The sequence below is a fragment of the Microbacterium sp. NPDC089320 genome, from assembly GCF_040684875.1.
Taxonomy (GTDB): Bacteria; Actinomycetota; Actinomycetes; order Actinomycetales; family Microbacteriaceae; genus Microbacterium.
Map to the genome: position 1 here is coordinate 1 of NZ_JBFBGY010000001.1, position 13,245 is coordinate 13,245.

A 13,245-nucleotide genomic window follows, 5' to 3' on the forward strand; every position below is an offset into this window, starting at 1 on the left:
TTCGACTTGCATGTGTTAAGCACGCCGCCAGCGTTCATCCTGAGCCAGGATCAAACTCTCCGTAAAAAAGAAATGCATACGACACCGGGAAAACGATGACGCAGCGAGTTTGATGCTGACCAAAGAGACAAATTCATTGCTGACTTCATCCGTTGCCAACCCCCCGAAGAGGATTGGTCTTTGATCCAAAGGAATCTCATCCAGCCGAAGCTGAATCGAGGTTATTTGGCATTTGACAAGTGCACGCTGTTGAGTTCTCAAGGATCGGATGCTCCCACGACCCAGTCATCACAACCAGGCCCGAAGGGCAACTTCTCTATCTTAGCCATCCCGTCTCGCTTGTCAAATCAGCGCGCCGTGCGGATCTTGGATCCGATGCGCAGCTGTGGACAGCCGCAGATGGGGTGGATCTCCCATCCTAGACGCAGGCGTCTGTTCTCACAAGTGAGTGGATGTGGGAGGTGGTTCTCCGCTTGAGGGGGGTGAAGCTCTCGGCTCCTCCGCTTCCCTGTGGGGCGAACAAGTAATAAGTTACGTGGGTTCCGGGGTTCTGGCAAATCGAGCCACCACCCCCGGGCGTGTCGCCAGGCCCAGGGAGGGTGCTTTTCCCAGTCCAGCGCAATAATCGTCGAACGTCGTGGCCACGAGTACGATCACAGCGTGAGCCCGTCGACCGATCGCACCCCCGCTGCGGCACTGCTGGACCGCGTGTGGTCCTGTCTCGGAATCGAGCCGCAGGGCGCCCATGCCGATGCGCCTCCCCCTCGCGCCGTCCCCCTTCCGTCCCGTCTCGCGACGGCGGATCTCGCGTGGGCGAGCGTGCGGGCCGTGGGTCTCTCCTCCGGCATCGCGGCCCTCCCCGACCCCGACCGCATCGCCGTCGCCTATCGGAGCGACCGGGTTCTCACTGTGGACGGCCGAGCGCCCGATGTCTGGTCACCGTATTCCGGGTTCTTCCGGGCGTCCGACGGGTGGATCCGCACTCATGGCAACTACCCTCACCACGCGCAGCGGCTGCTCACCGGTCTGGGTCTGGCAAGCGACGCGTCGGGGGACGATGTGCGGTCGACCGTCCTGGCGCTGTCGAGAGCTGACGCGGTCGACCGGATCGCGGACGCGGGCGGGCTCGCCGTTCCTGTGCTGTCGGAGGACCCGAGCCACGACGCGCGACTGCGTGCGACTCCCCTGCTCCATGTCGATCGTGTCCCCGCCCCGCGACTCGCCGCATCGCAGAAGCGCGACGGTCACGATGCCGGTTCACCGCTGGCCGGCATCCGCGTGCTGGATCTCACCAGAGTGATCGCCGGACCCGTGTGCACCCGCACCCTCGCACTGCTGGGCGCAGACGTGCTGCGCATCGATCCGCCGCAGCTGCCCGAGCCGGAATCGCAGCACTTCGACACCGGTCACGGCAAGAGGTCGGCGCTGCTCGACGCACGATCCGACCGTTTCGACGACCTGGTCGTCGCGGCCGACGTCGTCGTGCTCGGATATCGGCCGGATGCCCTCGATCGTCTCGGACTCTCGTCGCACGCGCTGATCGCGCGCCATCCGGGTCTGGTGGTCGCCGGACTGAGCGCCTGGGGCAGCGATCATCCTTCTCGCGCCGGGTTCGACAGTCTGGTGCAGGCCGAGTCCGGGATCGCCATGGTGGAGACGCCCGACGGAGACCGTCCGGGCGCTCTGCCGGCTCAGGCGCTGGACCACAGCGCCGGGTACCTGCTCGCCGCCTCGATCATCTCGCTGCTCGAGCGGCAGCGCCGAGAAGGCGGCGGCTGGGCCGTGCGCACCTCGCTGCGGCGCGTGGCGGCCGAGCTCCTCGGGATGCCGCGGTCGGCGGAGGCGACGGCCGACGGCGACGTGGACCTCGATGCCCACACCGCGATGTTCGAGGTCGGCGGGCAGTCGATCACCACGGCGCAGTCGGTGCTCCCTGGCCTCGATTTCGCGGCGCCCCGACGCTGGGGATCCGATCAGCCGCGGTGGTGAACGCGCCGGAACAACGGCAGCGCCAGACAGAGCGCGAGAGTGAACGCGCCCCACAGCGCACATGCCGGCGGAAGCACCCGATAGGCCAGGTGCTGATAGGTGAACTCGCCCGTGAACGGCCCATATGCCGCGTACCCGACCATCCACGCGGTGATCAGCACCACCGGAAGAGACAGCCACCAGGCGATTCTGACGGACGACGGGATCACACGCTCGATGTGCTGGCGCGGTACCGCGCGCGTCACCCGCAGGATCGCCCAGATCCCGATGATGAGCAGCCCGATCGCGCTCGAGCCATGCTGCAGCCACTTGTACCCCGTGAACGGACCCCACATGTCGTCGAGCACGGGAAGCACATCGACTCCCCAGCGCCCCTCATGCGTGAAGAGATCCCACGCGATGTGCGACAGCACGCCCAGCACCAGCGATACCGCGAGCATCACCGGGTACAGCCGGTTCGGGCCACCGATTCCGACGGCGGTCCGCGCGGCGTCCCTGCCGGACTGCGACCAGTCGGCGGGGACTCGTCGGGCCAGCCAGAGCGGCGAGAGCTCGCCGACTGCCGGACGCAGCACCACGCGCCACAGCACGAACAGGACGAATGCGATCAGCGCGGTCCACACCGCATTGCCGAACGTGTGGGTGAACGAATACGGCAGACCCACCCCCCGGATGAACAGGGGGAGGTCCGGCGTCATGGCACCGACCGCGATCGCCGCCGGCACGAGCGGAGTGCGGATGAACGGCAGGGCGACCACCGCGTGGCTCGGCGTGAACGGCATCGGCTGGCTCCTGTCGAGTCGAACGGCGGAAGCGTGACGGCGGTCGTCCGAGATGTCTCAGACGACCGCCGTCACGCGATCAGAATCGGATGGTCACGCCAGGAAGACACCTGCGAGCGTCTTCCTGCCACGACGGAGCACGGACACCCCGCCCGGCAGAGTGCCCCGCACGGTGGCGGAATCGTCTTCGACACGGGATCCGTCGAGTGAGACCCCACCCTGGCTGATCGCGCGGCGCGCCTCGGACGAGCTGGAGACCAGCCCCGTGGCGAGGAGCGCATCGACGACCGACGACCCGGAGTCGACCGTGGCGTTCGGCAGCTCTTCGAGCGCCGTGCGCAGTGTCGACGCGTCGAGCGCGGTGAGATCTCCCTGTCCGAAGAGGGCCTCGGATGCCGCGATCACCGCGGCTGCGGCATCGACACCGTGCACGGTGGCGACCACCTCGAGCGCAAGACGCTTCTGCGCGGCGCGACGGAAGGGCTCGGACTCGACCAGAGCCTCGTACTCCTCGATCTCGGCCCTCGTGAGGAAGGTGAAGACCTTGAGCCTGCCGATCACGTCGGCATCCGCGGTGCTCAGCCAGAACTGGTACATCCGGTACGGGCTGCACATCTCGGGATCGAGCCAGACGGCGTTGCCCTCGCTCTTGCCGAACTTGGTTCCGTCGCTGTTCGTGATCAGCGGCGTCCCGATCGCGTGCGCCGACGCCCCCTCAGCCCGACGGATGAGGTCGGTGCCGCTGGTCAGGTTGCCCCACTGGTCGGAGCCGCCCGTCTGCAGGACGCAGTCGTACTGACGGTAGAGCTCGAGGAAGTCCATCCCCTGCAGGATCTGGTAGCTGAACTCGGTGTAGCTGATGCCCTCGTCGGAGCTCAATCGCGCAGCGACCGCATCCTTCTTCAGCATCGTGCCGACTCGGTAGTGCTTGCCGATCTCGCGCAGGAAGTCGATCGCCGACAGAGGCGCCGTCCAATCGAGGTTGTTGACGATGCGCGCGGCGTTCTCTCCCTCGAAGCTGAGGTAGCGCTCGACCTGCGTCCGCAGGCGTTCCACCCACGCCTCCACGGTCTCGCGGGTGTTGAGAGTGCGCTCTGCCGTCGGACGCGGGTCGCCGATCAGGCCCGTGGAGCCGCCGACGAGACCGAGCGGCTTGTGCCCGGCGAGCTGGATGCGACGCAGCGTCAGCAGCTGCACCAGGTTCCCGAGGTGCAGACTGGGAGCAGTGGGATCGAAGCCGCAGTAATACGTGATCGGATCCCCGGCGAGAAGGGCGCGCAGCGCCTCCTGGTCAGTGGACACGTGGACGAGGCCGCGCCACAGCAGTTCGTCCCACACGTTCTCGAACGTGGGGTCGATCGCCGGCGGGGCGGTCGTCAGAGCGGAATTCGACACGCGCCCCAGGCTATCAGCGGTGAGCACCCGCCATGCGCCGGTGCACAGCCGGATCGCTGCTGTCAGCTGTGGGCCGCCCACCAGACCAGGAACGCCGCGCCCAGCCCGATCACCCAGCTCACCAGGCTCCCGACCAGGAAGTACTCGGCCCGCGCCCCTGTCTCGCCGTCGCGCGAGATCTCGGGGAATCGCACGATGCCCTTGGCCGCGAGCATCGCCGCGAGGATCGGGTAGGCGGCCGCCAGCGTGAGGATCATCACCAGGATGCGCTCGAGCGGACCGATGAGACGCCCGCCCTTGAATCCGGCCCGAGGATCGGATGCCGAGATATCGGCAGAGGTGCCGTCGACGGCCACGATCTCAGCTGAGTCCGCAGCGGCGGGGCGTGCGGCGATCGGGTCCGCTGCTGCACTGTCGGTCGCGGATCGACGCAGTTCGGCGGGCCGCCACGTGTGCTCGCCGTCGAGCGCTGCCCGCACGACGAGGTTCGCCGACTCGAGGAGGAAGACCCCCGTGCCGAGCGTCAGGACCGCGAGGTCGAACGGCACGTCGCCGAACGGCGAACGGAGGTCCCACACGGTGCCGATCAGGCCGACATCGGTGCGGGCTCCCAGCCACACGACCGATCCGATGCTCACAGCGCCGAGAAGCACGGCGGGCCAGAACCCGAGTGGTGCGCGCCGATCAGACGGCATGCACCAGACCCAGAGCGCTCCGACCACAAGGCCCGCGAGCATGGGGAGCAGGGCATCGCTCACGCTGCCGACCAGCAGGAACATGACTGCCACCGTCAGGTATCCGACCCATCGGCGCGGGGCGAACTGACGGACGAGATCGGCTGATCCCACGGCGAGCAGGATGAATCCGGCGACGATCATGCGCTCGTTCCTCTCAGCGCGGCCGCGCCTTCGATCAGTGCCGCACTGCCCGCATTGCGCAGCGACTTCGAGACGCTCGGCTGTGAGATTCCCTCTGCGGCGGCGAGGTCGTGCTGCGACCTGCCGACCATTCGCCCGTAGGTGAGGCGACGCTCGCGCTCGTTCATGGCACCTACCAGCTCGTCACGGACCAGCAGGTAGGCATTCGATGCGGCGATCACGCTCTCCATGACCTCATCCTGCCCGGAGGCCCCGACAATCCAGGTCCGGGTGCGCGGCACAGTGCGTCCCTCTCTCGCGTGCACGGTCTCGATCGCCGCTCGCGCCGCGTACCAGCCCGGTCCGTCGGCCAGAGCGCCATGCACCGAGTCGACGGCGCGCACCTCCCCGATCCCGATGCCGAAGCGGAAGGCGATTCCGTCGGGAAGAGCGAGCTGGATCATGAGAAGCGACACCAGGGCGTCTTCGAGCCGGAGATAGACCCCCTGCTGCTCGTCCCCCACCGTGGGTGTGAGCGGCTGGTGCGCCAGAGGCAGGTCGGCGTCGACCCGAGCTATAGTCTCGTCGAGGATTCGCTGCGCCGCTGCGCGATCGTCGAGCTTGCGCGAGCCCACGATGTCAGCGAGTACAGCGATGACCATGTGATAACCGTATCACGAATATCTGTTGTTTATGCCTATATGGGTTATATGCTCGGAACATGCCTGAATCAGACATCATCCGCTGGGACGAAGGTTCCTGGACACACACGCCCGCCGCCCGGACCCTGATCTCCGCCGACGGCCATGCCGACGCGCATCTGGACGTGACCGCCGTCGAGGGCAGCGACGCCTGGCGACACACGGCGTACGGTTTCGTCCACGATACCGAGCACGCGCTCCTGGCGCCCCTGGCCGTGGGCGAGGCGATGGACGTCTCCTTCCGTGCACCCTGGGACGGCCAGTTCGATCAGGCCGGAATCTTCGTCCGCATCGATGACGAGCACTGGATCAAGGCGGGCATCGAGTACGCCGACGAGCACCTCGGCCTCGGAGCCGTCGTCACCGACGTCCGCTCCGACTGGTCGGTCGGATACGTCGACGACTGGCACGGCCGAGAGATCACCGTCCGGGTGAGCCGGTGGCCGGACGCGGTGATCGTGCGCGCACGCGCGGATGGCGAGGACTGGCGATTGGTCCGTGTCGCACCGTTCGCCGGTGACGCCGCCGCCTCCGCCGGCCCGTTCCTCGCCGGCCCGACCCGCGCCGGACTCGTCGTGCGCTTCACCCGCTGGGCGCGATCGACCGCCGACGTCGCGCTGCACTGACCCTCTCCGCTGGTCGGCGCGCATCGCGTCGACCAGCGGAGCGCCCGTCACAGGCCGAGAGCGTGCGCTGCGGCCTGCGCGCGGGCGACGAGTTCGGCACGCTGCTCGGCGACCCGGACAGGAGCCGTTCCCCCGGCCCCGGTTCGCGACGCCACAGAGCCTTCGATGGTGAGCACCTCACGCACCTCGGGAACCAGATGCGGGGAGACCGAGAGCAGCAGCTCGTCGGACGCGTCCTCGAGTCCGATCCCCTGCTCTTCGCACGCGCGCACGAGTGCGCCGGAGATCTCGTGGGCATCGCGGAACGGCACCCGGCGCTTCACGAGCCATTCGGCGACATCCGTCGCGAGCGAGAACCCCTGCGGCGCGAGCTCCGCCATCCGCTCGGTGTCGAAGCGCAGCGTGGCGATCATGCCGGCGAAGGCGGGCAGAACGACCTCGAGGGTCTGCACCGAATCGAAGACCGGCTCCTTGTCTTCCTGCAGATCACGGTTGTAGGCCAGCGGGAGGCCCTTGAGCGTGGCCATCAGACCCGACAGGTTGCCGATCAGGCGCCCCGACTTGCCACGGGCGAGCTCGGCGATGTCGGGGTTCTTCTTCTGCGGCATGATGCTCGACCCGGTGGAGTAGCCGTCATGCAGGGTGACGAAGCCGAACTCGCGCGTGTTCCAGAGGATGATCTCCTCGCTCAGGCGCGAGATGTCGACGCCCGTCATCGCCGTGATGAACGCGAACTCGGCCACGACGTCACGCGCTGCGGTGCCGTCGAGAGAGTTCTCGGCCGGGCGGTCGAGTCCGAGTTCCGATGCGACCAGTGCGGGATCGAGCCCGAGCGTCGAGCCCGCGAGCGCTCCCCCGCCATAAGGCGAGACGCCTGCACGATGTCGCCAGTCGACGAGACGCTCGAGCTCGCGCACGAGCGGCCAGCCATGGGCCTGCAGGTGGTGTGCGAGGAGTACCGGCTGCGCATGCTGAAGATGCGTGCGGCCCGGCAGGATCGCGTCGGGATGCGCCTCCGCCTGAGCGACGAGGGCGTCGATGACACGGAGGATGTCCCGCGCGATCACGCGAGCGTGGTCGATCAGGTACATCCGCACCAGGGTGGCGATCTGATCGTTGCGGCTGCGTCCGGCCCGCAGGCGCCCGCCCAGCTCCGGACCGAGCTCGGCGATGAGCGCCTGCTCGAGCGCGCCGTGCACATCCTCATCCGACGGGAGGGGACGCAGAGTGCCGTCGGCGACCTTGCGCGCGACAGCATCCAGTCCTTCGTGCATCCGATCGGCCTCGTCGGCCTCGAGATAGCCGGCGGCCTCGAGCGCTGTCGCATGAGCGTGCGAGCCCGCGATGTCATACGGGGCGAGGATCCAGTCGAAGTGCGTCGATCTGCTGAGCTCGACGAGCTCGGGCGACGGACCGCTCGCGAAGCGCGCACCCCACAGTGCGCCTTCGTTCGTGCCTTCGTTCTTCGAGTCGACCATCATGCGTCCTTCTTGCCGAGCAGCCAGACCAGCAGGGCCTTCTGCGCGTGAAGCCGGTTCTCCGCCTCGTCCCAGACGACGCTCTGCGGGCCGTCGATGACCTCGGAGTCCACCTCGTAGCCGCGGTCGGCAGGCAGGCAGTGGATGAAGATCGCCTCGGAATCGGCGATCTGCATCGTCTCGGGGGTGACCTTGTAGCCGCCCAGGTCGCGGATGCGGGCGAGCTTCTCCTCCTCCTTGCCCATCGACACCCAGGTGTCGGTGACGACGACGTCGGCGCCGGCGGCAGCCTCGACCGCGTCGGTGAAGAGCGTGATCGACCCTCCGGTCTCCGCGGCACGGCGGTCGGCTGCCTCGACGACATCCGCGCGCGGTGCGTACTCCGCCGGCGAGGCGATGCGCACGTGCATGCCTGCCGTGACGCCGGCCAGCGCGTACGAGTGCGCCATGTTGCTCTGGCCGTCGCCGAAGAACGTCAGGGTGAGACCCGTGAGGTCGCCCTTGTGCTCTCGGATGGTGAGCAGATCGGCGAGCAGCTGACACGGGTGGAAGTCGTCGGAGAGGGCGTTGACGACAGGAACCGTGGTGCCCGCTGCCATCTCTTCGAGCCCGGACTGCGCGTAGGTGCGCCAGACGATGGCGGCGACCTGGCGCTCGAGCACCCGCGCCGTGTCCGACGGGGTCTCCTTGCCGCCCAGCTGGCTGCTCGCTGTGGAGATGATCAGCGGCGTTCCGCCGAGATCGGCGATTCCGACCGCGAACGAGACACGGGTACGGGTGGACGACTTGTCGAAGATCACCGCGACCGTCTGGGGGCCCGCGAGCGCCTTGTTCGCCCAACGGTCCTTCTTGAGCTCGATGGCGAGATCCAGGATCTCCGCCTGTTCGGCGGGGGTCAGGTCGTCGTCACGCAGCAGGTGGCGGGTCATGCGGGTGCCTTTCCGGATTCGGCGAGGGATGCCTGTACGTCCGCGAGCGACGCGGCGAAGAGCTCGCGGAACTCGGTGAGTTCCGCGTCTCCGATGGTGAGAGCCGGGGCGATGCGCACCGTCTCGGGGTTGGCGGCGTTCACGATGAGGCCGCGCTCCTGAGCGGCGGCGACGACGTCGTTCGCGACGGGTGCGCCGAGTGCCACTCCGATGAGAAGCCCGCGGCCGCGCACTCCCGTCACGAGCGGCGAGTCGATCTCCGCGATGATCTGGCGGATCTCCTCGCCACGGCGCGCAGCGTTCTCGACGAGTCCCGCGCTCTCGATCTCGGTGAGCACGGCATCGGCCACGGCGGTCGCCAACGGGTTGCCGCCGAACGTCGATCCGTGGGAGCCGGGCGTGAAGAGCGAGCTCGCCGCACCGTAGGTGACGAGCGCTCCGATCGGGAAGCCTCCGCCGATGCCCTTCGCCAGCGTGATCGCGTCGGGCGTGATGCCTTCATGACTGAAGCCGAACCAGGCCCCGGTGCGTCCCGCACCCGTCTGGATCTCGTCGACGATGAGCAGGGCCCCGTGCTTCAGCGTGAGCGAGCGGGCAGCCTGCAGATAGCCGTCGGGAAGCTCGACCACGCCGGCCTCGCCCTGGATCGGTTCGACGATGACCGCCGCGACCCGGTCGTCGATCGCGGCCTCGAGATCCTCGATGGTCGCCGGAATGTGCTCCACTCCCCCGGGCATCGGCTCGAAGGGAGCCCGCATCGCGGCCTTGGCGGTCAGTGCGAGGGACCCCATCGTGCGTCCGTGGAACCCGTTCTCGAGTGCGAGGATCCGCGGCTTGTCCGTCCCCCCGTGCAGTCGGGCGAGCTTGAACGCGGCCTCGTTGGCCTCGGCACCCGAGTTCGAGAAGAACACGCGGCCGTCGATCCCGGCGCCAGCGAGCCGCTTCAGACGTGCGGCGAGCGCGAGCTGCGAGGGCGTCGCGAAGTAGTTCGACACGTGCGCGAGAGTCGCTGCCTGCGTCGACACCGCCTCGACGAAGACGGGGTGCGCGTGACCGAGCGAGGTCACTGCGATCCCGGCGAGGAAGTCGAGGTGGCGCTTGCCCTCCGAGTCCCAGAGGTAAGACCCCTCGCCTCGCGTGAGCATCGCCAGCCTCGGGCCCGCGTTGAGGACCAGATCGCTCGCTGCGTCATCCTGCCAGTTGCTCATGCGTTCGTCCCTGCGCTTCCCAAGACCACTTCTGTTCCGATTCCCTTGCTGGTGAAGAGTTCGACGAGCACCGAGTGCGGCACGCGTCCGTCGATGATGGCGGCGGCGTCGACGCCGCCTTCGATCGCATCCAGGCAGGCCTTCATCTTCGGGATCATGCCGGATTCGAGTGTCGGCAGCATCTCGATGAGAGCGTCCGAGGTGAGGTGCGACACGAGCGAGTCGCGGTTGGGCCAGTCGGCGTAGAGCCCGGGCACATCCGTGAGGATGACGAGCTTGCGCGCGTGGAGCGCAACGGCGAGGGCTGCCGCTGCGGCATCCGCGTTCACGTTGAGCGACTGGCCGGGGTGGTCGAGGTCGGGCGCGATGCTCGAGACCACGGGCACTCGGCCTGCTGCGAGGTGATCGAGCACCGGGGTCGGGTCGACCTCCACGACGTCGCCGACGCGTCCGAGGTCGATCTCCTCGCCATCGATCACGACACCGCGGCGACGCCCCCCGAACAGGCCGGCATCCTCACCGCTGAGACCGGTCGCGATCGGACCGTGCGAGTTGATCTTCGAGACGAGCTGCGGGTTCACCTGGCCGGTGAGCACCATGCGCACGACGCTGATCGCCTCGGTGTTGGTGACCCGGTAGCCGCCCTTGAACTCGCTCGGGATCTCGAGACGCTGCAGCATGTCGGAGATCTGCGGTCCGCCGCCGTGCACGACGACCGGCAGCACGCCGACGTATCGCAGATAGGCGATGTCCTGCGCGAAGGCCTCCTGCAGCTCGTCCGAGACCATCGCGTTGCCGCCGTACTTGACGACGACGATCTGGTCGCGGAACTTCTTCAGCCACGGAAGCGACTCGATGAGGGTCGCGGCCTTGACGGCGGCGACGTCCGGGGTGGTGTCCTGGATGTCGGTCATGAGGCGTAGGCGCTGTTCTCGTGCACGTAGTCGTGAGTGAGGTCGTTCGTGAGGATCGTCGCGGTGGCGTCGCCGACCTTGAGGTCGATCACGAGATGGGTCGCACGCGGGGTGAGGTCGACCTCCTCGCGCGGGCGGTCGGGACCACCCTCGCTGCACACGCGGACGCCGTTCATCCAGACGTCGACGTCGTAGGGATCGAACTGGGCGTTCGTCGTCCCGATCGCTGCGAGCACGCGCCCCCAGTTGGGGTCGTTGCCGAAGATGGCGGCCTTGAAGAGGTTGTTCCGCGCGACCGAGCGGCCGACCTCGACGGCCTCCCCCTCGGTCGCGGCGTGCTGCACCTCGATGGTGATGTCGTGGCTGGCGCCCTCGGCGTCGCCCTGCAGCTTGACCGCGAGCTCCTGGCAGAGCTCGGCGAGGGCCGCGGAGAAGTCCTTGAGGTCGGGCACCACCTCGGACGCGCCGTTGGCGAGCAGCGTGACCTGGTCGTTGGTCGACATGCATCCGTCGGAGTCGAGGCGGTCGAACGTCGTGCCGGTGGCGAACCGTAGCGCGGCATCCGCCTCGAGAGGCTCGAGAACGGCATCCGTCGTGATGACGACGAGCATCGTGGCGAGCCCGGGAGCGAGCATGCCCGCGCCCTTGGCCATGCCGCCGATGGTCCAGCCGTCTCGAGTGACCACCGCGGTCTTCGACACGCTGTCCGTGGTCATGATGGCCTCGGCGGCGACCTCACCGCCATCGGCCGAAAGCTCGGCGATCGCCCGTTCCGTGCCCAAGAGGACCTTTCCGCGGAAGACCTCGTCGCCGACTCCGATGAGACCGGTCGAGCACACGAGCACGTCGCCGGCGCCGACGCCGAGCAGTTCGGCCGCCTTCTCGGCGGTCTGGTGGGTCGTCTGGAAGCCGAAGCTGCCGGTGAAGCAGTTCGCTCCCCCGGAGTTCAGCACCACGGCCTCGACCACGCGATCGGCGACAGCCTGCTGCGACCAGATGATCGGGTTCGCCTTGGCACGGTTGCTGGTGAAGACGGCCGCACCGACCTTGCGCGGCCCGCGGTTGACCACGACGGCGACATCGGGCTTGCCGGTCGACTTCAGACCTGCAGCCACTCCGGCCGCTTCGAATCCTGCGGGGGCGGTGACGCTCACGGCGCGACTCCGTTCACTGAGAGGGCGCGGGACTCGGGCAGCCCCAGCGCGAGGTTCATGGACTGGACGGCAGCGCCTGCGGTGCCCTTGACGAGGTTGTCGACGGCCGTGACCACTGTCACGCGGTTGGCCGCGCGATCGATGGCCAGGCCGATCAGGGCGGTGTTGGCCCCGAGGACGTCGGCTGTGCGGGGGAACTCGCCGGCGGGCAGCAGCTGCACGAACGTCTCGTCACCGTAGGCGTCCTCCCAGGCGGCGCGGATCTCGGCGTCGCTGACGTCGCCCGCGATCGGCGCCGTCGATGTCGCGAGGATCCCCCGCGACATCGGGACCAGCACGGGCGTGAAGGAGATGCGGATGCCGTCGGCCGGAGCACCTGCGGCTGCGGCGAGCGCCTGGCGGATCTCGGGGATGTGCCGATGGGTGCCGCCGACCGCGTACGGGTTGGCGCTCCCGAGTATCTCGCTGGCGAGCAGGTTGGTCTTCAGGCTCTTGCCCGCGCCGGATGGCCCGACGGCGAGCACCGAGACGATGTCGCCCGCGTCGATCACTCCGGCTGCGACCCCGGGGGCGAGGCTGAGGCTCACGGTCGAAGCGTTGCAGCCGGGGGCGGCGATGCGTGTCGCCCCCCGCAGCGTCTCGCGCTGCTTGACACCGCCCACGAGCAGCTCCGGGACGCCGTAGGCCCACGGTTCGTGGAAGTGGCCGCCGTAGAAGGCGTCCCAGGAAGCCTGCGACGTCAGTCGATGGTCCGCTCCCGCGTCGATCACGAGCGGGGTGTCGCCGAGCGCGTCCGTGTACTGGCCGGACTGACCGTGAGGCAGAGCGAGGAACACGATGTCGTGACCTGCAAGAGTCTCGGGCGTGGTGTCCTGCAGGGTGAGGTGTGCGAGCGAGCGCAGGTGCGGCTGATGCTGCACGAGCGGCTGACCGGCGTTCGAGTGCGCCGTCACGGTGCGGATCTCGATGTCGGGATGAGACGCGAGAAGGCGCAGGATCTCGCCGCCCGCATAGCCGGAGGCGCCGGAGACGGCGACGGAATACGTCATTCTTCTACCTTAACGGTCGGACCCCTCGGCGAACGCGGGGTGCAGTGTCGGGAACCGGGGCGGCGACACCGGCACTCGACCGCCGTGCGTACGCAGGCAGAAGCGCAGGGTCGCCTAGAGTCGGCGGCCGCTGCGGCGTCGGCGCACGGCGATGACGCTCGGA

12 protein-coding genes and 1 rRNA gene are annotated in these 13,245 nt (G+C 68.3%); 2 read left to right on the forward strand and 11 right to left on the reverse strand.

The genetic code is table 11. The features are described 5' to 3' along the window. Positions 1-66 (reverse strand): 16S ribosomal RNA (locus AB0N61_RS00005); the annotation flags it as partial. 594 nt (positions 67-660) lie between these two features. On the opposite strand from AB0N61_RS00005, the gene AB0N61_RS00010 reads away from it, so the two are divergent. Beyond that, positions 661-1,989 (forward strand): CoA transferase, encoded by a 1,329-nt coding sequence (locus AB0N61_RS00010; RefSeq protein WP_363360866.1) that lies wholly within the window; start codon positions 661-663, stop codon positions 1,987-1,989. On the opposite strand, the gene AB0N61_RS00015 is transcribed toward AB0N61_RS00010, so the two are convergent. The 4 genes from AB0N61_RS00015 to AB0N61_RS00030 form a co-directional block, all read right to left on the reverse strand. Continuing rightward, on the reverse strand, positions 1,974-2,771 hold the full coding sequence (locus AB0N61_RS00015) for a DUF4184 family protein (RefSeq protein WP_363360867.1): 798 nt from the start codon (positions 2,769-2,771) through the stop codon (positions 1,974-1,976). The two genes, AB0N61_RS00010 and AB0N61_RS00015, sit on opposite strands and share 16 nt — an antisense overlap. Positions 2,772-2,864: 93 nt before the next feature. Beyond that, positions 2,865-4,166 (reverse strand): tyrosine--tRNA ligase, encoded by a 1,302-nt coding sequence (tyrS, locus tag AB0N61_RS00020; protein WP_363360868.1) that lies wholly within the window; start codon positions 4,164-4,166, stop codon positions 2,865-2,867. 62 nt (positions 4,167-4,228) lie between these two features. Beyond that, on the reverse strand, positions 4,229-5,044 hold the full coding sequence (locus tag AB0N61_RS00025) for a hypothetical protein (protein WP_363360869.1): 816 nt from the start codon (positions 5,042-5,044) through the stop codon (positions 4,229-4,231). Next, complete coding sequence (locus AB0N61_RS00030; protein WP_363360870.1) at positions 5,041-5,685, reverse strand: SatD family protein; 645 nt, start codon at positions 5,683-5,685, stop codon at positions 5,041-5,043. Before AB0N61_RS00030 ends, AB0N61_RS00025 begins: the two co-directional genes overlap by 4 nt. 59 nt (positions 5,686-5,744) lie before the next feature. Here AB0N61_RS00030 and AB0N61_RS00035 point away from each other — a divergent pair, with 59 nt between their 5' ends. Then, complete coding sequence (locus AB0N61_RS00035) at positions 5,745-6,350, forward strand: DUF1349 domain-containing protein (protein WP_363360872.1); 606 nt, start codon at positions 5,745-5,747, stop codon at positions 6,348-6,350. A 47-nt stretch (positions 6,351-6,397) separates the two neighbouring features. On the opposite strand, the gene argH is transcribed toward AB0N61_RS00035, so the two are convergent. Genes argH through argC form a run of 6 tightly spaced genes read right to left on the reverse strand, consistent with a single transcriptional unit; the run spans position 6,398 to position 13,082 of the window. Beyond that, positions 6,398-7,828: an argininosuccinate lyase gene (gene argH, locus AB0N61_RS00040; RefSeq protein ID WP_363362016.1), complete on the reverse strand. Its 1,431-nt coding sequence runs from the start codon at positions 7,826-7,828 to the stop codon at positions 6,398-6,400. Beyond that, complete coding sequence (gene argF / locus AB0N61_RS00045; RefSeq protein WP_363360874.1) at positions 7,828-8,757, reverse strand: ornithine carbamoyltransferase; 930 nt, start codon at positions 8,755-8,757, stop codon at positions 7,828-7,830. The genes argH and argF overlap by 1 nt, the downstream gene beginning before the upstream one ends. Then, complete coding sequence (locus tag AB0N61_RS00050; protein WP_363360875.1) at positions 8,754-9,965, reverse strand: acetylornithine transaminase; 1,212 nt, start codon at positions 9,963-9,965, stop codon at positions 8,754-8,756. Before AB0N61_RS00050 ends, argF begins: the two co-directional genes overlap by 4 nt. Next, the gene (gene argB, locus AB0N61_RS00055) at positions 9,962-10,879 is read right to left on the reverse strand and encodes an acetylglutamate kinase (RefSeq protein WP_363360876.1); all 918 of its coding nucleotides are present in this window, start codon (positions 10,877-10,879) and stop codon (positions 9,962-9,964) included. Before argB ends, AB0N61_RS00050 begins: the two co-directional genes overlap by 4 nt. Beyond that, a complete protein-coding gene (gene argJ / locus AB0N61_RS00060; protein WP_363360877.1) occupies positions 10,876-12,033 on the reverse strand; it encodes a bifunctional glutamate N-acetyltransferase/amino-acid acetyltransferase ArgJ in 1,158 nt (385 codons plus the stop codon). Before argJ ends, argB begins: the two co-directional genes overlap by 4 nt. Then, entirely contained in the window at positions 12,030-13,082 is a 1,053-nt protein-coding gene (argC, locus tag AB0N61_RS00065; RefSeq protein WP_363360879.1) for an N-acetyl-gamma-glutamyl-phosphate reductase, read from the reverse strand. The genes argJ and argC overlap by 4 nt, the downstream gene beginning before the upstream one ends. Positions 13,083-13,245 lie beyond the last annotated feature (163 nt).